The sequence below is a fragment of the Streptomyces sp. NPDC058620 genome, from assembly GCF_042717135.1.
Taxonomy (GTDB): Bacteria; Actinomycetota; Actinomycetes; order Streptomycetales; family Streptomycetaceae; genus Streptomyces.
In genome coordinates this window covers 1-22,572 of sequence record NZ_JBHXQO010000013.1, presented here as the reverse complement: position 1 = coordinate 22,572, position 22,572 = coordinate 1, and the positions used below count along the sequence as shown (strand labels likewise).

24 protein-coding genes are annotated in these 22,572 nt (G+C 70.1%); 8 read left to right on the top strand and 16 right to left on the bottom strand.

Translation table 11 applies throughout. The features are described from left to right. Positions 1–53 precede the first annotated feature (53 nt). Positions 54–1,391 (bottom strand): helix-turn-helix domain-containing protein, encoded by a 1,338-nt coding sequence (locus ACFWSK_RS15435; protein ID WP_383785420.1) that lies wholly within the window; start codon positions 1,389–1,391, stop codon positions 54–56. A 371-nt stretch (positions 1,392–1,762) separates the two neighbouring features. On the opposite strand from ACFWSK_RS15435, the gene ACFWSK_RS15430 reads away from it, so the two are divergent. Next, the gene (locus ACFWSK_RS15430) at positions 1,763–2,509 is read left to right on the top strand and encodes a DUF4232 domain-containing protein (RefSeq protein ID WP_383785418.1); all 747 of its coding nucleotides are present in this window, start codon (positions 1,763–1,765) and stop codon (positions 2,507–2,509) included. On the opposite strand, the gene ACFWSK_RS15425 is transcribed toward ACFWSK_RS15430, so the two are convergent. Beyond that, positions 2,470–2,922: an ATP-binding protein gene (locus ACFWSK_RS15425; protein ID WP_383785415.1), complete on the bottom strand. Its 453-nt coding sequence runs from the start codon at positions 2,920–2,922 to the stop codon at positions 2,470–2,472. The genes ACFWSK_RS15430 and ACFWSK_RS15425 overlap by 40 nt on opposite strands. A 113-nt stretch (positions 2,923–3,035) precedes the next feature. Here ACFWSK_RS15425 and ACFWSK_RS15420 point away from each other — a divergent pair, with 113 nt between their 5' ends. From ACFWSK_RS15420 to ACFWSK_RS15405, 4 genes are read left to right on the top strand one after another with little or no spacing between them, the layout of a single operon-like run. Continuing rightward, the gene (locus ACFWSK_RS15420) at positions 3,036–3,860 is read left to right on the top strand and encodes a Scr1 family TA system antitoxin-like transcriptional regulator (RefSeq protein WP_383785412.1); all 825 of its coding nucleotides are present in this window, start codon (positions 3,036–3,038) and stop codon (positions 3,858–3,860) included. Beyond that, positions 3,857–4,108 carry a DUF397 domain-containing protein gene (locus ACFWSK_RS15415; protein ID WP_383785409.1) on the top strand — a complete coding sequence of 84 codons (252 nt, stop codon included), beginning with the start codon at positions 3,857–3,859 and terminating at the stop codon, positions 4,106–4,108. Before ACFWSK_RS15420 ends, ACFWSK_RS15415 begins: the two co-directional genes overlap by 4 nt. Before the next feature lie 24 nt (positions 4,109–4,132). Further along, on the top strand, positions 4,133–4,789 hold the full coding sequence (locus tag ACFWSK_RS15410; RefSeq protein ID WP_383785407.1) for a 1,4-alpha-glucan branching protein: 657 nt from the start codon (positions 4,133–4,135) through the stop codon (positions 4,787–4,789). 48 nt (positions 4,790–4,837) lie between these two features. Then, positions 4,838–5,188 (top strand): hypothetical protein, encoded by a 351-nt coding sequence (locus tag ACFWSK_RS15405; RefSeq protein WP_383785404.1) that lies wholly within the window; start codon positions 4,838–4,840, stop codon positions 5,186–5,188. Positions 5,189–5,214: 26 nt separating this feature from the next. Here ACFWSK_RS15405 and hemB read toward each other — a convergent pair whose 3' ends face one another. The 6 genes from hemB to ACFWSK_RS15375 form a co-directional block, all read right to left on the bottom strand. Then, positions 5,215–6,213: a porphobilinogen synthase gene (gene hemB / locus ACFWSK_RS15400; RefSeq protein WP_383785401.1), complete on the bottom strand. Its 999-nt coding sequence runs from the start codon at positions 6,211–6,213 to the stop codon at positions 5,215–5,217. 112 nt (positions 6,214–6,325) lie between these two features. Next, entirely contained in the window at positions 6,326–7,993 is a 1,668-nt protein-coding gene (locus tag ACFWSK_RS15395; RefSeq protein WP_383785398.1) for a uroporphyrinogen-III synthase, read from the bottom strand. Next, positions 7,990–8,976 carry a hydroxymethylbilane synthase gene (gene hemC / locus ACFWSK_RS15390; protein WP_383785395.1) on the bottom strand — a complete coding sequence of 329 codons (987 nt, stop codon included), beginning with the start codon at positions 8,974–8,976 and terminating at the stop codon, positions 7,990–7,992. Before hemC ends, ACFWSK_RS15395 begins: the two co-directional genes overlap by 4 nt. Then, on the bottom strand, positions 8,973–10,451 hold the full coding sequence (locus ACFWSK_RS15385) for a glutamyl-tRNA reductase (protein ID WP_383785392.1): 1,479 nt from the start codon (positions 10,449–10,451) through the stop codon (positions 8,973–8,975). Before ACFWSK_RS15385 ends, hemC begins: the two co-directional genes overlap by 4 nt. After that, the gene (locus ACFWSK_RS15380) at positions 10,448–11,218 is read right to left on the bottom strand and encodes a redox-sensing transcriptional repressor Rex (protein WP_383785390.1); all 771 of its coding nucleotides are present in this window, start codon (positions 11,216–11,218) and stop codon (positions 10,448–10,450) included. The genes ACFWSK_RS15385 and ACFWSK_RS15380 overlap by 4 nt, the downstream gene beginning before the upstream one ends. Before the next feature lie 271 nt (positions 11,219–11,489). Then, positions 11,490–11,765, bottom strand: a complete 276-nt coding sequence (locus ACFWSK_RS15375) for a glutaredoxin family protein (RefSeq protein WP_383785387.1) — start codon at positions 11,763–11,765, stop codon at positions 11,490–11,492. A gap of 159 nt (positions 11,766–11,924) precedes the next feature. Here ACFWSK_RS15375 and ACFWSK_RS15370 point away from each other — a divergent pair, with 159 nt between their 5' ends. From ACFWSK_RS15370 to ACFWSK_RS15360, 3 genes are all read left to right on the top strand, one after another. Next, entirely contained in the window at positions 11,925–12,857 is a 933-nt protein-coding gene (locus ACFWSK_RS15370) for an HAD family hydrolase (RefSeq protein ID WP_383785383.1), read from the top strand. Positions 12,858–13,370: 513 nt separating this feature from the next. Next, the gene (locus ACFWSK_RS15365) at positions 13,371–14,147 is read left to right on the top strand and encodes an ECF subfamily RNA polymerase sigma factor, BldN family (RefSeq protein WP_383785380.1); all 777 of its coding nucleotides are present in this window, start codon (positions 13,371–13,373) and stop codon (positions 14,145–14,147) included. Positions 14,148–14,357: 210 nt separating this feature from the next. Beyond that, positions 14,358–15,554, top strand: coding sequence for a DUF5667 domain-containing protein (locus ACFWSK_RS15360; RefSeq protein WP_383785378.1), 1,197 nt, complete (start codon positions 14,358–14,360; stop codon positions 15,552–15,554). Positions 15,555–15,618: 64 nt separating this feature from the next. On the opposite strand, the gene ACFWSK_RS15355 is transcribed toward ACFWSK_RS15360, so the two are convergent. The 8 genes from ACFWSK_RS15355 to ACFWSK_RS15320 all read right to left on the bottom strand — a co-directional run bounded on the left by ACFWSK_RS15355 (position 15,619) and on the right by ACFWSK_RS15320 (position 22,460). Then, positions 15,619–16,683 (bottom strand): lysophospholipid acyltransferase family protein, encoded by a 1,065-nt coding sequence (locus tag ACFWSK_RS15355; protein ID WP_383785375.1) that lies wholly within the window; start codon positions 16,681–16,683, stop codon positions 15,619–15,621. Positions 16,684–16,698: 15 nt separating this feature from the next. Further along, positions 16,699–17,757: an NAD-dependent epimerase/dehydratase family protein gene (locus ACFWSK_RS15350; RefSeq protein ID WP_383785372.1), complete on the bottom strand. Its 1,059-nt coding sequence runs from the start codon at positions 17,755–17,757 to the stop codon at positions 16,699–16,701. Between the two features lie 192 nt (positions 17,758–17,949). Beyond that, positions 17,950–18,048, bottom strand: coding sequence for a 30S ribosomal protein bS22 (locus ACFWSK_RS15345; protein ID WP_003948845.1), 99 nt, complete (start codon positions 18,046–18,048; stop codon positions 17,950–17,952). Positions 18,049–18,158: 110 nt separating this feature from the next. Continuing rightward, positions 18,159–18,371 (bottom strand): helix-turn-helix domain-containing protein, encoded by a 213-nt coding sequence (locus ACFWSK_RS15340; RefSeq protein WP_362843200.1) that lies wholly within the window; start codon positions 18,369–18,371, stop codon positions 18,159–18,161. Between the two features lie 128 nt (positions 18,372–18,499). Next, positions 18,500–19,315 carry a phosphatase gene (locus ACFWSK_RS15335; protein WP_383785369.1) on the bottom strand — a complete coding sequence of 272 codons (816 nt, stop codon included), beginning with the start codon at positions 19,313–19,315 and terminating at the stop codon, positions 18,500–18,502. A 114-nt stretch (positions 19,316–19,429) separates the two neighbouring features. Next, positions 19,430–20,599, bottom strand: coding sequence for an acetoin utilization protein AcuC (locus tag ACFWSK_RS15330; protein ID WP_383785366.1), 1,170 nt, complete (start codon positions 20,597–20,599; stop codon positions 19,430–19,432). Then, positions 20,568–21,773 (bottom strand): MFS transporter, encoded by a 1,206-nt coding sequence (locus tag ACFWSK_RS15325; protein ID WP_383785363.1) that lies wholly within the window; start codon positions 21,771–21,773, stop codon positions 20,568–20,570. Before ACFWSK_RS15325 ends, ACFWSK_RS15330 begins: the two co-directional genes overlap by 32 nt. Before the next feature lie 42 nt (positions 21,774–21,815). Then, positions 21,816–22,460 carry an HAD family hydrolase gene (locus ACFWSK_RS15320; protein ID WP_383785360.1) on the bottom strand — a complete coding sequence of 215 codons (645 nt, stop codon included), beginning with the start codon at positions 22,458–22,460 and terminating at the stop codon, positions 21,816–21,818. Between the last annotated feature and the right edge of the window lie 112 nt (positions 22,461–22,572).

Below are 22,572 nucleotides of genomic sequence, written 5' to 3'. Positions count from 1 at the left end.
GAATGGAATGCCGACCGACTGTACTCCCGCTCTCTCCCTCTTCCCCACCACCCTCAGTAGTCCCGCAGGACCCACGTCTTCTTCTCGGCCCAGTAGTCGTACAGCGGCCGGTCGTTCAGGCTCATCGTCCGAAACGGCTTCCCGTTGTCGTCGATGCGCATCGTGCCGCTCCGGTCACCGCTGCTCCAGTCCAGTTCCAGATACCAGCGGGCGTCGTACGTCTGGGTGCGGGCGTACACCACCAGAACCACCGGATCGTTCGCGGACGTCTTGAGCGGCAGTGGATTGGCGGGCAGCGTGCGTTCCCCGTTGTCCGTCGGGACGGCCTTGAACAGGGGACGCGCGGCATCGAGATTGACCTCGTACGTGGACACCAGCACCCCGCTCCCGCAGCCCTGCAGCATGGAGTAGGCCAGCCAGGCCGGCGCGGCCGTGCGGCCCACGACCCGTACGTGCATGGCTTGGAGGACGACGGCGTCCGCCTCCTTCCCCTGCACGACCACGTCGATGCGCTTCAGCCCGCCTGGTACGGCTCCGAGAGCACCGGCCCAGACCCCCGCGTCGGGCTCGTAGGGCGGCGGCGGCACCCGCTCCGGCTTCCGGTCCAGCATGTAGGTCTGGTCGCACTTGTCCTCCCAGGTCTCCGGGCGGATGTGTACGGCGAGCGGCAGGCCGGTCTTCGCTCCGGCGCCGCCGGACGTCTCCGGCCTCACCGTCCGCGACGGCTCGGCCGACGCGGAAGCCGGCGTGGACGCGCGCGCGTCCGAGGGCGAGGGGCTTCCCGACACCTTCCCGTCCGTCGTCGCGGTGCCGGACGGCTTCCCCTCCCCGCCCGGGCGGGGCGGCGCGCCGGCGTCCGTCTCCTCCCCCTTGCCCGAGGCGACCGTGCCGCTGCCCTGCGGGGGCGCCATCTTGACGAGTGCCACGGTGGTGGGGACGGCGAGCGCCACGACGGCCGCGGCGACGAGCGCGAGGCGCAACGGCCGGTTGCGCCGGCCGGGAGCACGGTTTTGTACGGGTTCCGGTACGTGCTCCGGTACGAGTTCACGCTCCGGTTCCGATTCGGCCGCGGCGGACACCGTGTCCTCCGGTGCCTCCGCCTCCGCCTCTGCCTCCGGCGCCGCTACCGCCGCCGGCGCCTTCCGCCGCTTCGCCTCGTCCGCCAGCATCCATGCCCGGTGCAGCGCGACCAGTTCGTCGCCCGACGCACGACAGACCCGCGCGAACCGTTCGACGGGCGCGTAGTCGTGCGGAACGGCGTCCCCGTTGCAGTACCGGTGGACGGTGGAGGTGCTCATGTGCAGCTTCTGGGCCAACGTCCCGTAGCTGAGTCCGGACCGCTCCTTCAGCCCCCTCAGCAGCGCCGCGAAGTCCTGGATCTCTGTGCCCACCCCGACCGTTCCCCTCTCTTTCCTTCCCGGAACGGCGTTCCAGGCAGGTGCTGTTCGCGCAGGTCAGAGGAGGCGCGAACGTTCCAGCGTCCCGCGTGGCCCAGCCACCGTTGCGACCGAATTCCGGGCCCGGACACGATGTGGACACACCGCGGCGTTCTCCGCGACCCGTACATCCCACCCTCACCGCCCCGGGAGCCGCCGTGCGTACTCGACCTGCCTTCAGCCTGACCGACGTACTCGCCACCTGCGTGCTGATCACCTGCGTCACGGTCGTCGCCGCACTCCTCTGAACGCCAGTACACCCGCCCACACCACAAGGCGCCAAACGGCGCCCCGCACTTACGCCTTCGAACGGGGAGAACCACCTCATGCGCAACCTTCGCTTCCGCCGCGCCGCCCGCACCTCCGCCCTGGGCACCGCCGCACTGATCGCCGCCGCCCTGTCACTGACCGCCTGTCAGGGTGACGGCGCGGCAGCGGCGGACGACGCCGCCGTCGACCCGGCGGGATCGGCATCCCAGCAGCCGGCGGAAAGCTCCGCCACGCCCGCCCCGGCGTCCGGCACACCCGAGAACACGGCGAAGGACACGAACGGTTCGGATTCCGCTTCCGGTGACGTCAAGGGTTCCGGTCCGGGCTCCGTGCAGCCCGCCGCGAAGCAGCCGCGGAAAACCGGCGACAGCGGCCCCACCACCCTCGCCTGCGACGGCGGGAACACCAGGGTGACGCTCGCCCCCGTGACCCGCCCCATGAACCACATGCTGCTCACGGTGACCAACACCGGCTCGAAGGCCTGCAACGCCTACTACTACCCGTTCCTGCGCTTCGGTGACGCCCAGTCGGCCCCGCGGGCCGTCGAGGCGAGCAAGCCGCAGGCCGTCGTCACCCTCGCCCCCGGCACTACCGCCTACGCCGGTGTCATGACCGAATCCGCGGACGGAAGCGGCACGGGCGGCTACTCCACGAAGGACGTGACCGTCAGCTTCCAGGGCCGCGAGGGCTCCGGCTCCAGCGGCCCGTCCACGGACATCACGCTCGGCAAGGAGGTGTACGTCGACAGCACCGTGTTCGTCACCTACTGGCAGACCTCCATGGACGACGCCCTGATGCACTGACCGTCACCCGAGCGGGGCTTCCAGAAGGCGCACCACACGACCTTCCCGGGGCTCCGCTCCCGTACGCCCCACCGGTCGGCCAGCACGTCGACGAGCAGCAGCCCGCGCCCCGACTCCCCCGCGGGCTCCCGCACCGCGGGCTCCCCGTCTCCGCTGTCGTGCACCTCCACCGACAGCGCCCGCCCCGCATCCTCCAGCCTCAGCCGCACCAGATACCCGCGCCCCGGCGGCACCCCGTGCACCAGCGCGTTGGTGGCCAGCTCGCTCACGCACAGCAACACGTCGTCCAGCCGCGCCCCGAACCCCCAGTCGACTGCGGCCTCCCGTACGAACTCCCTTGCCGCCGGGACCGATCGGTGCTCACGCCGGTAGAACCGCTCGCGCAGCAGCGAGAGTTGCGTCGTCTCGTTCACGGGACGAGAGTCACACTCCGTGACTACGCTGCCGCAGTACGCGCACCCGTACAGATTTCTTGTACGGGTCGCCCATGCGTGAAGTACGGACGACGGTGGGGAGTGGGGACCGTATGCACCCCAGGAAGCGGCAGCGCAAGAACGCGTCGGCGATGAAACTCGTGGGCAAACTGGTCGGCGTGTTCCGCACCGCGGCCGGCCTGACCCAGGCCCAGCTGGCGGAGATGGTGGGCCACCAGGCGGAGACGATCGCCTCCATCGAACAGGGCCGACGCGCGCTGCTGCCGGAACTGGCAGGCCAGTTGGACCGGCTGCTGGAGACGAAGGGGGCGCTGGAGACGGCGGTGGAGAACATGCCGGAGATCGATCTGATCCCGGCGTGGGCGGAGGAGTATCTGGATCTGGAACGGGAGGCACTGGCGCTGTCCTGGTTCGAGAACCAGGTTCTGCCGGGCCTGCTCCAGACCGAGAACTATGCGCGGGCGGTGTTCCGTACCGACGTCCCGGCGCTCGGCGAGGAGGAGATCGGGCAGCGAGTGGCAGCTCGGATCGAGCGTCGGGAGATCTTGCAACGAAGCAAACCTCCAACGGCGAGCTTCGTCTTCTCCGAGGCGATCCTGATCGACCGCCTCGGTGGCGACCAAGTGCACGGCGAAACCCTGCGGCATGTGCGCTCCTGCATCGATATCCCAGGCATCGCTATCCAGGTCATGCCCCTTGGCCGCCGAACACACGCAGGGCTTTCGGGACCCTTCATCCTGCTTGAGACCCCAGACCACCAACGTCTCGCCTACACGGAAACGCAGCGCGGCAGCCAGCTCATCTCCGCCCCCAATGAGGTGAGCATCCTGGAGCGCAAATATGCGATGCTGCGAACGCAGGCCCTCAACACCGAAGACACGAAGGGCCTGTTGGACCGGCTGCTAGGAGAGCAATGAGCACCGCACGCAAGTGGTTCAAGTCCAGCTACAGCAGCGAACAGGGCGGGGCCTGCCTCGAAGTCGCCTACACCTGGCAGAAGTCGAGCTACAGCGGCAACGAGGGCGGGCAGTGCATCGAGGTCGCCGCCCACCCCGCCGCCATCCACGTCCGCGACTCCAAGAACCCCGACGGACCCACCCTCACCGTCGCGCCCACCACCTGGGCGGCCTTCGCCGGCTTCGCCGCCGACCGGCGACTCGTCTGACTCCACGGGAGAGCTACCACCGCCATGGCTGTCATCCACAACACCACCACGCTGACGCCCACCAAGCTGGAACTCCTCGCCTCCTGGCTGCCCGGCCAGCCCTGGTACCTCGGCAAGAGCGAGCAGCCCGAACTGGCCAGGACCGGCGGATTCCGGCTGGACGACCCGGAGGGTGAGGTGGGGATCGAGTTCATGACGGTCACCGACACCTCCGGGGACCAACCCGTCATGTACCAGGTGTTGTTCAGCTATCGCGGCGCACCGATCGTGGGCGGCGACGAGGCGCTCATCGGTACGACCGAGCACGGGGTACTGGGGCAGCGATGGGTGTACGACGGGGTGCGCGACCCGGTCCTCGTCGCCCAGCTGTTCGCGCTGATCGTCGGCGAGGCCGAGCCGCAGATGCAGAGCACGAGCGACACCCCCGACCCGTCCGTCACCGGGTGGTTCGCGGAGACCGTCGCCAGTGCGGCGCTCGCGTCCACGACCGTGACCGACGACCCGGACGGTACGGACCTTCTCGTGGAGACAGCCGACGACGGGCGTCAGCTGACCATCCACATCAACCGCGTCCTCCAGCCCGGCCGGCCCGCCGAGGCCCAGGCCCTCGGTCACGTCACAGCGGACGCACCCCTGCCCGACGGGACCAAGGCGCGCACGGTGTTCGCCCTCGTCCGCTGAGTACGAGAGCTCATGCGGCGATCCCGGGCGCCGAGTTGACTCGTACACGTGCCCGATGACCTCACCCACGCGCGTGACACGCGCGCCTGGATCGCCCCGCTCGTCTCCACGCTCGTCACGCTGCCGCTCGCGTTCTTCGCGCTCGTCACCGGCGGGCTCTCGCCGATGGCCTGCGACTCCTGCTCGGAGGCCGACCCCGACCGCTTCGACGCGAGCTTCGGCCCGGCGTGGACGCTGCTCTGCTGCGGCCTGGCGCTCTCGCTGATCCTGCTCATGGCCGCCTGGGCGCTCCCCTGGCGCAAGGGGAAGGCAGCCCGCCGCGTGCTCATCACCGTGCTCGCCCCCGCCACGGTGCTTCTCACGTCCGTGACGTTCGCGGCCCTGCTCGACACGCCCTGACGATCAGGCGCGGCCGAGGCCGGCCCTCAGCCCCGTGCCAGCCGCTGCGCGACCTCGGTGGCCCAGTACGTCAGGATCATCTGCGCACCCGCGCGCCGGATTCCGGTCAGGCTCTCCATGATCGCGGCGTCCCGGTCGATCCAGCCCCGCTCCGCGGCGGCCTCGATCATCGCGTACTCACCGCTGATCTGGTACGCGGCCACCGGCACGTCCACCGACTCCGCGACCTTCGCCAGGATGTCCAGGTACGGTCCGGCAGGCTTCACCATGACCATGTCGGCGCCCTCGTCGAGGTCGAGCGCCAGCTCGCGCAGGGACTCGCGGGTGTTCGCCGGGTCCTGCTGGTACGTCTTGCGGTCGCCCCTCAGCGACGAGCCGACCGCCTCGCGGAACGGCCCGTAGAACGCGGACGAGTACTTCGCGGTGTAGGCGAGGATCGACACGTCCTCGTGCCCGGTCTGGTCGAGCGCGTCACGGACGACGCCGACCTGGCCGTCCATCATGCCGCTCGGCCCTACCACGTGGGCGCCCGCGTCCGCCTGGACCTGCGCCATCTCCGCGTACCGCTCCAGCGTGACGTCGTTGTCGACGCGGCCGTCCTCGGTCAGCACACCGCAGTGCCCGTGGTCGGTGTACTCGTCCAGACAGAGGTCGGACATGACCACGAGGTCGTCGCCCACCTCTTCCCGCACCGCCCGCAGCGCGACCTGCAGGATTCCGTCCGGGTCGGTGCCCGCCGTGCCCGTCGCGTCCTTCTTCTCGTCCAGCGGGACACCGAAGAGCATGATCCCCGAGACGCCGGCCGACACCGCGTCGAGGGCGGCCTTCCGCAGGGTGTCCAGGGTGTGCTGCTGCACGCCGGGCATGGCCGAGATGGCGACAGGCGCGTCGATGCCCTCGCGTACGAACGCGGGCAGGATCAGGTTCGCCGGGTGGAGGCGGGTCTCGGCGACCATGCGTCGCATCACGGGCGTCGTCCGCAGCCGCCGGGGGCGGGAGCCGGGGAAGTTTCCGTACACAGTCATCCTTCGACGATAGACCCGTACACACCACCGTCTTACCGACACCCGTGCCGGAAAACGGAGCGGGGCCCGGCCGCCGAAGCAGCCGGACCCCTAACACCTGCGACCGAACCGGTCAGGTCGTCGTACGACGCCTCCGCGCACCCGGACGCCGCTCGCTCGGCCGGGTCACCGGGTCACCGGCCTCCTTGGCCGCGTCCCGGCGCTGCGCGCCGAACGCCGCGAGCGCCTCGGCCAGCTTGTGCACCGACGGCTCCGGGGACAGCACGTCGACCCGCAGGCCGTGCTCCTCGGCGGTCTTCGCCGTGGCCGGGCCGATGCACGCGATCACCGTCACGTTGTGCGGCTTGCCGGCGATACCGACGAGGTTTCGCACGGTGGACGACGAGGTGAAGAGCACCGCGTCGAACCCGCCGCCCTTGATGGCCTCACGCGTGTCGGCGGGCGGCGGCGAGGCGCGGACCGTGCGGTACGCGGTGACGTCGTCGACCTCCCAGCCCAGCTCGATGAGGCCGGCCACCAGGGTCTCGGTGGCGATGTCGGCACGCGGCAGGAAGACACGGTCGATCGGGTCGAAGACCGGGTCGTACGGCGGCCAGTCCTCCAGCAGCCCGGCGGCGGACTGCTCACCGGACGGCACCAGGTCCGGCTTCACGCCGAAGTCGATCAGCGCGGCGGCCGTCTGCTCACCGACGGCCGCGACCTTGATCCCGGCGAAGGCACGGGCGTCGAGCCCGTACTCCTCGAACTTCTCCCGGACGGCCTTGACGGCGTTGACGCTCGTGAAGGCGATCCACTCGTAGCGCCCCGTGACCAGGCCCTTGACCGCGCGCTCCATCTGCTGGGGCGTACGCGGCGGCTCGACGGCGATCGTCGGCACCTCGTGCGGCACCGCGCCGTAGGAACGCAGCTGGTCGGAGAGCGAAGCCGCCTGCTCCTTCGTGCGCGGCACGAGCACCTTCCAGCCGAACATCGGCTTGGACTCGAACCACGCGAGCTGTTCGCGCTGGGCGGCGGAGCTGCGCTCACCGACCACGGCTATGACGGGCTGGTGCCCGTCCGGTGAAGGGAGCACCTTCGTCTGCTTGAACAGCTGGGCGATCGTGCCGAGGGTCGCCGTCCAGGTGCGCTGGCGGGTCGTCGTGCCGGCGATCGTGACGGTCAGCGGGGTGTCGGGCTTACGGCCCGCCGAGACCAGCTCACCGGCGACCGCGGCCACCGAGTCGAGCGTCGTGGACACGACGGCCGTGGCGTCGCTCGCGCCGACCTCGGCCCAGCAGCGGTCCGAGGCGGTACGCGCGTCGACGAAACGGACGTCGGCGCCCTGCGCGTCGCGCAGCGGCACGCCGGCGTACGCGGGCACGCCCACGACGTTGGCGACACCGGGCACGACCTCGAAGGGCACGCCCGCGGCGGCGCAGGCGAGCATCTCCGCGCCCGCGTGCCCGTCCAGGCCGGGGTCACCCGAAATGGCTCGGACGACCCGCCTGCCGCCCTTCGCGGCCTCCATGACAAGATTGGCCGCATCCCTGAGAACGGGTACCCCGACGGTTGTTGACGCCACGTCAACAACCGTCAGCTCAGGCGTGCTTACGCCTGCCCGCGCATGGCAGCGGACGACGTCGAGGACATGCGGTTCCGCGACAAGGACGTCCGCGCTCGCGAGCGCCTCGACGGCGCGCAGAGTCAGCAGTCCCGGGTCGCCGGGACCGGCGCCGAGGAAGGTGACGTGCCCTGCGGGCAGGACAGGAAAGTCGGATACGGCGGGGCCGGTGGGGCTCAAAGTGCTCGCTCCCCCATAAGACCGGCCGCACCCTTGGCAAGCATCTCGGCCGCGAGCTCGCGACCGAGGGCCGCCGCGTCGTCGGGCGACGTGGGGACGGGACCGGTGGTGGACAGCTGCACCAGCGAGGAACCATCGGTGGAACCGACGACACCGCGCAGGCGCAGTTCGTTGACAGTCTGACCGTCGACCAGGAGGTCGGCCAGCGCACCCACAGGTGCGGAGCAGCCGGCCTCCAGGGCGGCGAGCAGGGCACGCTCGGCGGTCACGGCGACCCGGGTGTACCGGTCGTCGAGCTCGGCGAGCGCGGCGGCGAGGTCCGTGCTGGTTGCAGCACATTCGATCGCCAGTGCTCCCTGACCGGGAGCGGGCAGAACGGTGTCGACCGGCAGGAAGTCGGTCACCTCACCGGTCCGGCCGAGGCGGCTGAGCCCGGCGGCGGCGAGTACCACCGCGTCGAGCTCCCCGCTTCGTACAAATCCGATACGCGTATCTACGTTGCCCCGGATCGCCACGGTCTCGATGTCGAGGCCGTGGGACCGGGCGTACGCGTTGAGCTGCGCCATGCGGCGCGGCGAACCGGTGCCTATGCGGGCGCCGGACGGAAGCTGCTCGAAGGTCAGCCCGTCCCGCGCCACCAGCACGTCACGCGGGTCCTCGCGTTCCGGCACGGCGGCCAGGACGAGACCTTCGGGCTGGGCCGTCGGCAGGTCCTTGAGCGAGTGGACGGCGAAGTCCACCTCGCCGCGCAGGAGCGCTTCGCGCAGTGCGGCGACGAATACGCCGGTCCCGCCGATCTGCGCGAGGTGCTCCTTGGAGGTGTCTCCGTACGTGGTGATCTCGACGAGCTCGACGGCACGCCCGGTCACCTCCCTGACCGCGTCTGCGACCAGGCCGGACTGCGCCATGGCGAGCTTGCTGCGGCGGGTTCCCAGCCGGAGCGGCACCGGGGCCGGCGCGCCCAGGGATGAGTTGTCGGTCATGACCGCCCTCTATTCGGGTCGTTCAGGTCTGCCCGGGAGACGGCGGCGACCGTCTGCGGGTCAAGGTCGAAGAGTTCCCGCAGCGCATCGGCGTACCCGGCGCCGCCGGGCTCACTGGCGAGCTGCTTGACCCGCACGGTGGGCGCGTGCAGGAGTTTGTCGACGACGCGGCGCACGGTCTGTGTGATCTCCGCGCGCTGCTTCTCGTCCAGATCGGGGAGGCGTCCGTCGAGCCGCGCGATCTCGCCGGCCACCACATCGGCGGCCATGGTGCGCAGGGCGACGACGGTCGGGGTGATGTGCGCGGCGCGCTGAGCGGCGCCGAAGGCGGCGACCTCGTCGGCGACGATGGTGCGCACCTGGTCCACATCGGCGGCCATCGGAGCGTCCGCGGACGCCTCGGCGAGCGACTCGATGTCGACGAGGCGCACACCGTCGACGCGGTGGGCCGCGCCGTCGATGTCACGCGGCATGGCCAGGTCGAGCAGGGCGAGCCGGACGGGGCCGGAGCGCTGGGCGGGCACGGTGGCCCGGCGGGCGGCCCGTTCCTGCGCGGCGGAACCGTTCTCCACCCACGCGGCGTGCTGGTCCAGCTCCGCGGTGGGGGCGAGGGGCACTGCGGGCGCCTCGGCGGCCGCGTCGAACGCCACTCCGAGCGCGTCGGCGACGGCCTCGGCGGTCAGGACGAGACCGGTCGCACCGGTGCAGGAGACGACGACGTCGGCACGTGTCAGTTCGCCGGAGACGGCGGCCATCTCCACGGCACGGGCCGCGGTGCCGCTCTGTCCGAGGATCTCGACGAGCCGGTCGGCGCGGGCCCTGGTGCGGTTGGCGACGACGATCTCGGCGACACCGGTACGGGCCAGGGTGGCGGCGGCCAGCGAGGACATCGAACCGGCGCCGATCACCAGGGCGCGCTTGCCGCCCGCCCAGTCGGTGACGTCGGCACCGTCGGCGAGCTGCTCGAGACCGAAGGTGACGAGCGACTGCCCGGCCCGGTCGATCCCGGTCTCGCTGTGCGCGCGCTTGCCGACCCGCAGGGCCTGCTGGAAGAGGTCGTTGAGCAGGCGTCCCGCGGTGTGGAGCTCCTGCCCCAGCGCGAGCGCGTCCTTGATCTGGCCGAGGATCTGGCCCTCGCCGACGACCATCGAGTCGAGGCCGCAGGCCACCGAGAAGAGGTGGTGGACGGCCCGGTCCTCGTAGTGCACATAGAGATAGGGAGTGAGCTCGTCGAGACCGACCCCGCTGTGCTGGGCGAGCAGCGTGGACAGCTCGGCGACGCCCGCGTGGAACTTGTCCACGTCCGCGTACAGCTCGATGCGGTTGCAGGTGGCCAGCACGGCCGCCTCGGTCGCGGGTTCCGCGGCGAGGGTGTCCTGCAACAGCTTGGCCTGGGTCTCGGCGGCCAGCGAGGCCCTCTCCAGTACGGAGACGGGGGCGCTGCGGTGGCTCAGACCTACGACGAGGAGGCTCATGCCGGCATCACGGCGGGCATGTCCCCGTCGGGTCCCTTCCGGCTCACGGGAGTGGCGCGCAGAGGCGGCGCGTCGGCCTGCTCCGCGTTGTTCCCGGCCGCTTCCTCACCGGCCTTGCGCTGCTCGTGGAAGGCGAGGATCTGAAGCTCGATGGAGAGGTCGACCTTGCGCACGTCGACCCCGTCGGGCACGGAGAGCACCGTGGGGGCGAAGTTCAGGATGGACGTCACGCCCGCGGCGACGAGCCGGTCGCAGACCTGCTGCGCGGCACCGGCAGGCGTGGAGATGACACCGATCGACACACCGTTGTCGCTGATGATCTTCTCCAGCTCATCGCTGTGCTGGACGGCGATCCCGGCGACGGGCGTACCGGCCATGGCGGGGTCGGCGTCGATCAGGGCCGCGACGCGGAAACCACGGGAGGCGAAGCCGCCGTAGTTCGCGAGGGCGGCGCCGAGGTTACCGATACCGACGATGACGACCGGCCAGTCCTGGGTGAGCCCGAGCTCGCGGGAGATCTGGTAGACGAGGTACTCCACGTCGTACCCGACACCACGCGTGCCGTAGGACCCCAGGTAGCTGAAGTCCTTGCGGAGCTTGGCGGAGTTGACCCCCGCCGCCGCGGCGAGTTCCTCGGACGAGACCGTGGGAACCGAGCGCTCGGAGAGCGCCGTCAAAGCGCGGAGATACAGCGGAAGTCGGGCGACGGTGGCCTCGGGAATTCCTCGGCTACGGGTCGCCGGTCGGTGATTTCGGCCAGTTGCCACGGTGCTCCTGCGGGATGAGCGGGGCTGCAGGCGGCCGTATGTCCCAGGACCGCCCCGTCGAATGCAGGCTATGTCTTTGTGAACGCGTGCACAAAGATGGTGTCCGTTTTGTCCGGTCAAAGTGACCGGGGTCACGCGCATTCCCTGCGCGATCCCGGAACCATGGACCGCATCAGCCCGTTGCGGGCGCGAAGGGGGCAAGGCGGTACACACTCCTCATGTCTACGCCCCCGAGACCACTCAAAACGCCCATGATGTTACCGGGTTTCAGTCAGGCACCCAGCGCCTTGCGCAACCTGCCCGGGTCCACACGCCAGAACGTGTGCTGTTCGTCATCCACGAGCACCACCGGAATCTGCTCCCAGTACTCCCTGTACAGCGCCTCGTCCTGCGTGATGTCCTTCTCCACCCACGACGCGCCGGTCTCCGCGCAGACCTCGCGCACCACGAGCCTCGCGTCGTCACAGAGATGGCATCCCGGCTTGCCCACCAAGGTCACCACGCGGTCCGCGGGCTTCTTCTTCGTACGACGCAGCAGTGCACTCATGCCTACATTCTGCGCCTGTCCGTACCCACCCCACGGGCCCCGGACTCCCCCGCCCCCGCACGCCCGGAATCACCCGTTTAACAATTCGGCCTCGGAGAGTTCACGCCTTCGCATCCCAGCAGGTCGGGCAGTGACGAGCAGACTGGCTATGCTCACGACATGGCCGCTCTTGGATGGCTCACACCCCGTAGGCGCTCCGCGACAGCACGGAGCGTCCTGGCAGGCGAGGCAGCAGCCGAGGCAGCGCGGAAGTCATCGCTCCTCACCGACGAGTCCCTCCTTCCCACCGAGGCCGAGGAACCCGCGTTCCCGGTGACCGGCGACGACCGCGCCGCCGCCTTCTTCGACCTCGACAACACCGTGATGCAGGGCGCCGCGATCTTCCACTTCGGCCGCGGCCTGTACAAGCGGAAGTTCTTCCAGCGCCGCGAGCTGACCCGCTTCGCGTGGCAGCAGGCGTGGTTCCGGCTGGCCGGCGTCGAAGATCCGGAACACATGCAGGACGCCCGCGACAGCGCCCTGTCCATCGTCAAGGGCCACCGCGTCTCCGAGCTGATGTCCATCGGCGAGGAGATCTACGACGAATACATGGCCGACCGCATCTGGCCAGGCACCCGCGCCCTCGCCCAGGCCCACCTGGACGCCGGACAGAAGGTCTGGCTCGTCACGGCCGCCCCGGTGGAGACCGCCACGATCATCGCCCGCCGCCTCGGCCTGACCGGAGCACTGGGCACGGTCGCCGAATCGGTCGACGGCGTCTATACGGGCCGCCTGGTCGGCGAGCCGCTGCACGGCCCCGCGAAGGCCGAGGCGGTACGCGCCCTGGCGGCCGCCGAGGGCCTGGACCTGGAGCGCTGCGCCGCCTACAGCGACTCGCACAACGACATCCCCATGCTCTCCCTGGTCGGGCACCCGTACGCGATCAACCCGGACACCAAGCTCCGCAAGCACGCCCGCGCCCTGGACTGGCGCCTGCGCGACTACCGCACCGGCCGCAAGGCGGCGAAGGTCGGCATTCCGGCTGCGGCCGGCGTGGGCGCCCTGGCCGGCGGCACCGCCGCGGCGGTCGCCATGCACCGCCGCCGCCGCTGACCCACCCGGCGCGAGCGTCCGCGTGCCGCCCTCCCCCTGAAGCGACCGCAGCGACCGCGCCCCGACGCGCGCCCCCGCCTCGCGCCTCCCTACTTCCCCTCGGTACGGGACCGCTCGTACGAAACCGCGGCCTCCCGCGTGCCCGACGGCAGCCCGTCGGGCGGCCGGACAGCCTCTCGCGGGCCACGCCCGGGGCCGCACGGCCGATCGGTACGCCCGTCCGCGTCTCCCCGCCCACCGCTCCGGCCAGTCGGATTGCCATGCTCCGACCACAACCCGTCGCGCCTACAGGCAGATCTCGAAGTAATTCGATCAATACTCGATCACGATGTGCTACTGGAACAGTCACTTAGAGGTTATAGAAGCGACGTAACCGGTGATTTTAGCAACTGGGTGTAGCGCCGCCTGTACGAAGCGTTATTCTCCTCAGACGCATGACGGAGCCCCTCACCCGCTACGACGAGTGACGGTTTTCGAACTGCACGTGATGGAAGCTCTGCCTCTGGGAGTCCCGTGTACCCACATGTCGGGGTTGACGCCTCGGGCCTGGCTGCGCTGCGCGCAACGGTCATCGACCGCTTGCGCGGCTTCGTCCCCACCGCGTACGCCGTCCCCGCTTTTGCCGCCCCTGCACCCGTCGGCCCCTGCTATGCCCTGGCCGAACGGAGTGCGGCGGTCGGAAGACGCAGCAACCGCGGCGCCACGACCACGTCAACCGTTCGTCGGCCGACGGCCGACAGCGACAGCGCTCGCATGATGGATCTTGTCGAGCGCGCACAAGCCGGCGAGGCGGACGCCTTCGGCCGCCTGTACGACCAGTACAGCGACACCGTGTACCGGTACATCTACTACCGCGTAGGAGGGAAGGCGACAGCGGAGGACCTCACCAGCGAGACCTTCCTGCGCGCGCTCCGCCGCATCTCCACCTTCACCTGGCAGGGCCGCGACTTCGGCGCCTGGTTGGTCACAATCGCTCGAAACCTGGTCGCCGACCACTTCAAATCCAGTCGTTTCCGACTGGAAGTGACCACCGGCGAAATGCTCGACGCCAACGAGGTCGAGCGAAGCCCCGAGGACTCCGTCCTGGAGTCCCTCTCCAATGCCGCGCTGCTCCAGGCCGTGCGCCGACTCAATCCACAACAGCAGGAGTGCGTCACCCTGCGTTTCCTGCAGGGCCTCTCGGTCGCCGAGACGGCCCGGGTGATGGGCAAGAACGAGGGCGCGATCAAGACTCTGCAGTACCGCGCCGTCCGCACACTCGCCCGGCTCCTGCCGGACGACGCCCGTTAGACCGACCCACGGTGATCGGCTCATGCCGCACTGGTCCGATCATCTTTCGTGCGTAACCCAAGTGCCGCGCCGCTCGTTGTGCCGGTTGCAGGCCCCCTGTCGTCACACCATGACCGCTTCCGCTCACTCAATCGAGTGGAAACGCTCAAGGTACGCAACCTTCCGGACGCTCAGGGGAGTCGACCGTCATGACGAGAGGAGGTGCCGCCAGTGATCGCAAACGTTTCGGCACACCGGCGGGCGAACGCCTTCGCCCAGGCCATGGAGGAGCAGTCGCTCCAGGGTGCGGCGGCCGTACAGCCCGAGGAACCGGCCGAACAGGCCGACCACGGACCGCTGTTGGCCCTGGCGAACGGCCTCGGTGAGCTACCGAAGCCGAAGTTGGACCCCGAGGTCAAAATGGTGCAACGAGCGCAGCTCGTCGCCGCCATGGAGGCCATGTTCGCCGAGGGCGGCGCGTCCACGGGCCCTACGGTGCCCGAACAACGGGGCAAGGGGGCCCACCGGGCCTCCCCGCTCCGGAAACTGCGCCCCCGCTCACGCTGGGCGAAAGGACTCACCGCCGGCGGACTCACCGTAGGTGTGGCCGCAGGAGCCTTCGGCGGAGTGGCCGCTGCCAGTTCGGACGCCCTGCCGGGTGATTCCCTGTACGGGCTGAAGCGCGGCATGGAAGACATCAACCTCGGTATGGCCAACGGCGACGCCGACCGCGGCGAGACATACCTGGACCAGGCATCCACCCGGCTCAGTGAGGCACGCCGCCTCATGGAGCGGGGCCGCTCGGGCGAAATGGACCATGAATCACTCGGTGAGGTCAGGCGCACACTCAGCCGCATGACCCACGACGCCACGGAGGGCCACCGCCTTCTGCACACGGCGTACCAGCGGGACGGCTCCATCGGTCCCATCCAGACACTGGACTCGTTCTCCCGCTCGCACCGCGAGAGCTGGAGCAACCTCCGGGACCGGCTCCCCGTACAGCTGACCGACATCAGCGACAAGGTCAGCTCGGTCTTCGAGGCCATGGACGAAGAGGTCGCCCCCCTCCAGGCGCTGCTCCCCAGCGCCCCGGAGCGGAGCGAGGAGCCTCGCCGGACCGGCACCCCGCAGGACGCCACCGGCCCGTCCGGTGGCGGCGCACCCGCGCCCGCCTCGCCCACCGCACCGGAGGGCCGTACGGACCAGAGCACCCAGCCCGAACCGTCCGGCTCCGGCAGCAGCCCGTCCGACGGACTGCTCGGCGGCGGTACGGACGGCCTGCTCGACGACCTCCCGACGGACGAGGTCACCCCGTCGTCCCCGGACGGCAAGGTCAGCATGCCCCCGTCCCCGGACGTCACCCTCCCGCCACTGCTCCCCGGCCTCCTGCCGGGCCTGGGCATCGACGGCGAGGACCTGAAGCCGTGAGCACCGCCGGGCTGGGCCCGTCAAAGGCCCAGCCCGGCCACGCCCCGCTCCGCCCGGCGACGGGTCAGAAGAACACCGACCGCCGCTGCACCAGCAACTTGTACAAGGTGTGCTGGATCTGCTCCCGCACCTGATCCGTCAGGTTGAACATCAGCATCGGGTCCTCCGCCGCCTCCGGCGGATAGCCGTCCGTAGGAATCGGCTCCCCGAACTGGATCGTCCACTTCGTCGGCAGCGGCACCGCCCCGAGCGGCCCCAGCCACGGAAACGTCGGCGTGATCGGGAAGTACGGGACCCCGAGCACCCGCGCCAGGGTCTTCGAGTTGCCGATCATCGGATAGATCTCCTCCGCGCCCACGATCGAGCACGGCACGATCGGCACCCCGGCCCGCAGCGCGGTCGACACGAAGCCGCCCCGCCCGAAGCGCTGCAGCTTGTACCGCTCGCCGAACGGCTTCCCGATGCCCTTGAAGCCCTCCGGCATCACCCCCACGACCTCGCCGCTCTCCAGCAGCCGCTGAGCGTCCTCGGCGCACGCCAGCGTGTGCCCGGCCTTGCGGGCCAGCTCGTTGACGACGGGCAGCATGAAGACCAGGTCCGCGGCGAGCAGCCGCAGATGCCTGTTGGCCGGATGGTGGTCGTGCACGGCGACCTGAAGCATCAGCCCGTCGAGCGGCAGCGTCCCCGAGTGGTTGGCCACGATGAGCGCCCCGCCGTCGGACGGGATGTTCTCGACGCCCTTCACCTCGACCCGGAAGTACTTGTCCGCGAGCGGCCGGAGCATCGACATGAGGACCTGGTCGGTCAGCTCCTTGTCGTAACCGAACTCGTCGACCTCGTAGTCACCGGTGACCCGTCGGCGCAGAAACGCCAGCCCGCCGGCGATCCGCCGGTCCCAGCCGCTCCCCGCCGCCTCCTGGGCCTCCCGCGGCGGCACCGCACCCTCTCCGGCCGCCTGGGCGCCCAACGGCACCTCCCCGCCCGGAAGGGCGCTCACAGGCGCCCCACCGGCCGCTGCGGGCCCCGCTGCCCGACTGCTGCCCGACCCCGTCCTGCGCCGCGCAGGACGCTGCGCGCCCCCCGACCGCGTGCGGTCGTCGTCGAACGGAATGACCTTGGCATCCGTCATCGTCGATGCGCTCCTCTACCTGGCGCCGTGAGTTGAATGTGCCCCGCCCGCGAAGCGCGACTCCGCGAGCCGGTCGACGGCCCTGCCCACCGTCTCGGGCGGCAGCAGCCCCGGACCCCGGCTGCGTGCGAACTCCGCGAACGTCTCCGCCGTACTGAACCGCGGGAAGAAGCCCAGCGTCTCGCGCATCTGCACGGTGGAGACCACCCGCCCGTGCGTCAGCAAGCGGATCTGCTCCGGCGAGAAGTCCGTCATGCCGATCGTGCGGAGCGCCGAGCCCACCCAGGTGACGGCCGGCAGCAGCAGGGGCACCGTCGGCCGCCCGAGCCGCCGCGAGCACTGCGACAGGAGCAGTACCCCGTCGCCCGCGATGTTGAAGGTGCCGCTGTTCAGCGTCCCGCGCCGCGGTTCGTGCGAGGCGATCCGCAGGACGTCGATGACGTCGTCCTCGTGCACGAACTGAAGTCTCGGGTCGTACCCGAAGACCGTCGGCAGTACGGGCAGTGCCAGATAGTCGGCCAGCGGCGAGTCCGGGTCGGGCCCCAGGATGTTCGCGAACCGCAGGACGCAGACGGCGACATCCGGCCTGCGGCGCGCGAAGCCCCGTACGTAGCCCTCGACCTCGACGGCGTCCTTCGCGAAGCCCCCGCTCGGCAGGGACTTGGGCGGGGTCGTCTCGGTGAAGACCGCCGGGTCGCGCGGCGCGGAGCCGTACACGCCCGTACTGGACTTGATGACGAGCCGTTGGACGGTCGGCGATTTCTGGCAGGCACCGAGCAGCTGCATGGTGCCGATGACGTTGTTCTCCTTGACGGCCGTCCGGCCGCCCGCGCCGAGCGCCTTCCCGGAGACATCCAGATGGACGACCGTGTCGACGGAGTGTTCGGCGAGAACCCTCGCGATCGCCGGCTGCCGGATGTCCGCCATGACGAACTCGGCCTCGCCGAGCTGATGCCCGGGCGAGACCGCGTCGACGGCGATCACCCGGTCGACCTCGGGATCGCGCTGGACGCGCCGCACGAAGCGGCCTCCCAGCTGCCGGGCCACTCCTGTGACGAGCACGACCTTCCCCAAGATCAGCGCCTTCCGTCGGTACGTGAAGCGGGTGCCCTGCGGATCGGGGCACACCCCTGACCGTCACCGTAGCGGGTGAACGTTCCCGTGTGACGACTCCATCGCGGGCCTTGCCGAAGGCTTGGCCCGAATAGCGCCGCAGCCCCCCCGCCAGAACGGCGGGAGGGCTGCGGTTTCACGAACTGCGTTCGCTTACTTCTTGTTGCGACGCTGAACGCGCGTGCGCTTGAGCAGCTTGCGGTGCTTCTTCTTGGCCATCCGCTTGCGCCGCTTCTTAATAACAGAGCCCACGACTACCCTCGCTCACTTCTTCTTCACTGGTGCGGGGCGTCTGGGCCCACACGACCTACGTCGGCCTAGCCTACCCGCCACTGGGTGAGGGACGTAATCCGAGGGCAATGTCAGGCCGACTCCACCCCCACGAAGGACTCGCGGAGATACGCGTGAACCGCTTGTTCCGGGACCCGGAAGGACCTTCCCACCCGGATCGCCGGCAGATGACCGCTGTGCACCAAGCGGTACACGGTCATCTTCGACACCCGCATGACCGAGGCGACTTCCGCCACGGTCAGAAATTTGACCTCGTTGAGAGGTACCTCGCTGCCAGCAGCCATGACCCACCTGTACCTTCCGCACGCGACGCGCACCGGCTTCCCCTCCGGTGACTCTTCGTCGATGTGCGCTCACTCCCCAGATTAGGGGCGGGTGATGCGAGTGGGGAAGAGGAGAGACCATCGGGCGCCTACTGTGACAGACACGCCCGATTGAGTACATAGCGCGTCAGCGGGCGGTAGTAATCGGAGTGCACGGCATCATCAAGCGGAACGGCGACGGACACCCGCCCCTCGGCCTCTCCGACGAACAGCGCGGGATCGTCCGTATCGGCCAGCCCGATCGCCTCAATGCCCAGCTGACCTGCCCCGCAGACCCATCCGTGGTCCCCGACCACCAGCTCCGGCAGCAGCCCGTGACGGTCCGCCGCATCCTCTAGCGCGGCCCGAACCGGCAGCGGCGAGTGGGTATGTGCGCCGGTGACATCATCGGGAGGCCGCGCGCCCGGTTCGCGCACCAGCGCGACGCCTCGTACGTAGTCGATGCTGTACGTACGTACGCCGAACCGGGTCGTTATGTCGACACATCGCCCCTGCGCTGGGGTGAGCACAGGACACCCCGCCGCCGACAAAGCGTCTGCCAGCTCGGCGTAGAAGCCGAGCAGCCGGTGCGGATGACCCGTCCCGAACAGCACCGGAGCCCGTCGGCCCACAGCCCCCGCCAGCCGGTCGGCGAACGCGTCCAGGGCGGCCAGGGTGAGCTCCGGATCGATCACATCAGCACCCGAGACACACGCGGGATCGGGCGAGACCCCGCACTTGTCGGCCATGAGCCGCAACAGATCCCGCTCGCCCCAGGCCCCATCCGCGCCGAGCCCGAGGGTCACCCTGGGGTCCCGGGCCGCGAAGAGCCGATAGCTCCGCAGACTGTTCTCCCGCGTGGTCGCCACGGGCCCGGCCAGCCGGGCCGCCAGCAGATGAGCGCGCAGCGCTCCGATGCTCAACACCCTCCCGATGCTCCCGCACCGGACCGGTCGCAGCTCCAAAAGACCTAACAGGCCCCACAGTTGGCGTAATCATTCCACGCCGCACGCCACTGCCGGCCGGAACCCGACACGCCGTCAGGCCAGCAGCCCCCGCAGCGGGAACGCCGCACGCCGGGTCGCCAGCACCGCCTGGTCGAGCCGGTCCGCCGGATCGTAACCGGCTTCCCACGGCTGCCAGGACGGCGTACGGCCGTCCGTCATCCGGGCCGGCCCCAGCTGCCGGGTCCGTGCGTAGACCTCGTCCTTCCAGGAGGCCGGAACCATCGACTCCGGGTCCACCGGCGCATGCGCGGCGATACCCACGAGATGGGTCCAGGACCGCGGCACCACATCGACCACCGCGTACCCGCCGCCGCCGAGCGCCACCCACCGGTCCTCGGCGTACTCGTGCGCGAGATCGTGGCACGCCTCCATGACGGCACGCTGCGCGTCCAACGACACCGCCAGATGAGCCAGCGGGTCCTCGAAGTGCGTGTCCGCCCCGTGCTGGGTCACCAGCACCTGCGGCCTGAAGTCCGCCAGCAGTTCGGGCACCACCGCGTGGAACGCCCGCAGCCACCCCGCGTCCCCCGTACCGGCGGGCAGCGCCACATTCACCGCACCGCCCTCACCGGCCCCGCCCCCGGTCTCCTCCGGCCACCCGGTCTGCGGGAACAGCGTCCGAGGATGCTCGTGCAAGGACACCGTCAGCACCCTGGGGTCCTCCCAGAACGCCGCCTGCACCCCGTCCCCGTGGTGGACGTCCACATCGACGTAGGCGACCCGCTCCGCACCGAGCTCCAGCAGCCGCGCGATGGCGAGCGCCGGGTCGTTGTAGATACAGAACCCAGCGGCGCTACCCGGCATCGCGTGGTGCAGACCGCCCGTGAAGTTCACCGCGTGGGTGGTCTCGCCCCGCCACACCGCTTCGGCCGCCCCCACCGAGAGGCCGGCGATGAGCGCGGACGCCTCGTGCATCCCGGCGAAGGCCGGATCGTCCACCGTCCCCAGACCGTACGCCTGGTCGGCGTCCTTCGGGTCGAGGGAAGCGGCCCGCACGGCCGACACGTAGTCCTCGCGGTGCACCAGTCTCAGCGTGGAGTTCCCGGCCGCCTTGGCCCCGCGCACGTCCACCGCGCCGTCGAGCCCGAACGCCCGCACCAGCCCCATCGTCAGGGCGAGTCTGACCGGGTCCATGGGATGGCTGTCCCCGAAGTCGTATCCCGTTACTGCGTCATCCCACATCAACTGTGCGCGGCCGCTCATGCCCGCCACCGTATCGGGCATGCTCCGAACCGAACGACCGGGCATACACGAGCGTCGCCAGCACCAGCACCATGGGCACGAGCATCGCCCCGCGATAGCTCCACGCGTCCCCGAGCGCCCCGACGAGCGGCGACCCCACGAGGAACCCCACGTAGTTGAAGACGTTCAGCCGCGCCACGGCCACATCGCTGGCTCCCGGGAACATCCGCCCGGCGGCCGCGAACGTCTGCGGCACGATGACGCACAGGCCGAGCCCCAGCAGCGTGAAGCCCAGAAGCCCCACCCAGGCCCCGGGCGCCACGGCCACCACGGCGAAGCCGACAGCAGACAGCACACTCCCGCACCGCACCACGGCCACCGCCCCGAGCCGCCGCACCCCGAGGTCCCCGACGGCCCGCCCCAGCAGCGTCGTCACCATGTAGACGTTGTACGGCAGCGTCGACATCTGCTCCGAACCGCCCAGCACGTCCTGGAGATACTTGGCACTCCAGTTGGAGACGGTCGAGTCCCCGATGTACGCGAAGCTCATCACCAGACACAGCGGCAACAACAGCTTGAACGGGACAGCCGCCCGCCGCCCCTCCCCACCGGCCGGAGGGACCACGCCCTCGCCCTTCCCGTCGGTGTACCAGCGGCTCCCCACCAGAGCGGCGGGCAGCAGCACGGCAGCGGCGGGCAGATAGGACACCAGCAGGGACAGATCCCAGTGCGCACCGGCCCACGCCATCGTCGCCCCGGCGATGCCACCGAGGCTGTACGCGGCGTGGAACCCGAGCATGATGCTGCGCCCGTACACCCGCTGAAGGCTGACACCCATCATGTTCATGGACGCGTCCAGTGCCCCGACGGCGAGCCCGAACGCCCCGAGCGCGGCGGCGACCTGCCACAACTCGCCGCCGGCGCCGACCGCGAGCAGCGACAGCAACACGACGGGCTGCGTCCACCGCAGTACGACCCCGGGCCGCACCCGCGCGACCACCTTCTCGGTGACCACGCTGCCGACCCCCGCGAGGATCGGCACGGCGGCCAGGAATGCGGGCAGCAGCCCGTCGGATATCCCGTACTGGTCCTGAATCGCGGGGATGCGCGTCACGAGCAGGGCGAACGCCACTCCCTGCACGAAGAAGCTCAGCACCAAGGAGGCCCTGCCGTGCCGCAACCGCGCGTCTGTCATGGCCGCGAGCGTAGGGCCACCGTCTACCGGTGGGTAGATGGATCAGGCGAGCAATTCCGGGAGTTGGGAGATGTCGGAGAAGTACCCCGTCACCCCGACGAGCCGGTCCGCCGGCATCATCGACGTGAATCCGTACACATCCATCCCGGCGGCGCGGGCGGCCTCGACGCCGAGCGGGCTGTCCTCGATGACGACGCACCGCTCGGGCGCGACGCCCATCCGATCGGCGGCGTGGAGGAACAGGTCGGGTGACGGCTTGCCCTGGCCCACGTCCTCGGAGCTGAAGATCCACTCCTCCTCGAACCACTGGTCGAGGCCGGTCTTCCGGTGGCCGACCCTGATCCGTTCGTGGGTCGCGGACGACGCGACGCAGTACGCCACCCCGTCGGCGACCAGCTTCCCGAGCAGGTCCTGGACTCCGTCCACCGCCACGAGCTCCCGCTCGAAGGCGGCGAAGACACGTGCGTGGAGCGTCTCGTCGAAGTCCGCGGGAAGCTTCTGTCCCGTCCGCTCCTCGACGAGGTCGTGCACCCGGTGCACGGCGGACCCCATGTAGTCGTGGAGGGATTCCTCGTACGAGGTGGGGTGTCCGAGCTCGGTGAGGTAGCCGGCGAGGATGGTGTTGGCGATCGGCTCACTGTCGACGAGCACACCATCGTTGTCGAAGATGACCAGTTCGTAGCGCATGGTTCGAGCCTAGACGCTCTGAACGCAGAAAAGCCCCGTGCCACAAGGGCACGGGGCTTTCCCGGAATAATTGTTCGGCGGCGTCCTACTCTCCCACAGGGTCCCCCCTGCA

Coding starts and splice junctions, on each gene's coding strand:
- ACFWSK_RS15430 (WP_383785418.1), top strand. CDS start 1,763: ATGCGCAACCTTCGCTTCCGCCGCGCCGCCCGCACCTCCGCCCTGGGC.
- ACFWSK_RS15420 (WP_383785412.1), top strand. CDS start 3,036: ATGCACCCCAGGAAGCGGCAGCGCAAGAACGCGTCGGCGATGAAACTC.
- ACFWSK_RS15415 (WP_383785409.1), top strand. CDS start 3,857: ATGAGCACCGCACGCAAGTGGTTCAAGTCCAGCTACAGCAGCGAACAG.
- ACFWSK_RS15410 (WP_383785407.1), top strand. CDS start 4,133: ATGGCTGTCATCCACAACACCACCACGCTGACGCCCACCAAGCTGGAA.
- hemB (WP_383785401.1), bottom strand. CDS start 6,213: ATGACTGTGTACGGAAACTTCCCCGGCTCCCGCCCCCGGCGGCTGCGG.
- hemC (WP_383785395.1), bottom strand. CDS start 8,976: ATGACCGACAACTCATCCCTGGGCGCGCCGGCCCCGGTGCCGCTCCGG.
- ACFWSK_RS15385 (WP_383785392.1), bottom strand. CDS start 10,451: ATGAGCCTCCTCGTCGTAGGTCTGAGCCACCGCAGCGCCCCCGTCTCC.
- ACFWSK_RS15375 (WP_383785387.1), bottom strand. CDS start 11,765: ATGAGTGCACTGCTGCGTCGTACGAAGAAGAAGCCCGCGGACCGCGTG.
- ACFWSK_RS15370 (WP_383785383.1), top strand. CDS start 11,925: ATGGCCGCTCTTGGATGGCTCACACCCCGTAGGCGCTCCGCGACAGCA.
- ACFWSK_RS15355 (WP_383785375.1), bottom strand. CDS start 16,683: ATGACGGATGCCAAGGTCATTCCGTTCGACGACGACCGCACGCGGTCG.
- ACFWSK_RS15340 (WP_362843200.1), bottom strand. CDS start 18,371: ATGGCTGCTGGCAGCGAGGTACCTCTCAACGAGGTCAAATTTCTGACC.
- ACFWSK_RS15330 (WP_383785366.1), bottom strand. CDS start 20,599: ATGAGCGGCCGCGCACAGTTGATGTGGGATGACGCAGTAACGGGATAC.
- ACFWSK_RS15325 (WP_383785363.1), bottom strand. CDS start 21,773: ATGACAGACGCGCGGTTGCGGCACGGCAGGGCCTCCTTGGTGCTGAGC.
- ACFWSK_RS15320 (WP_383785360.1), bottom strand. CDS start 22,460: ATGCGCTACGAACTGGTCATCTTCGACAACGATGGTGTGCTCGTCGAC.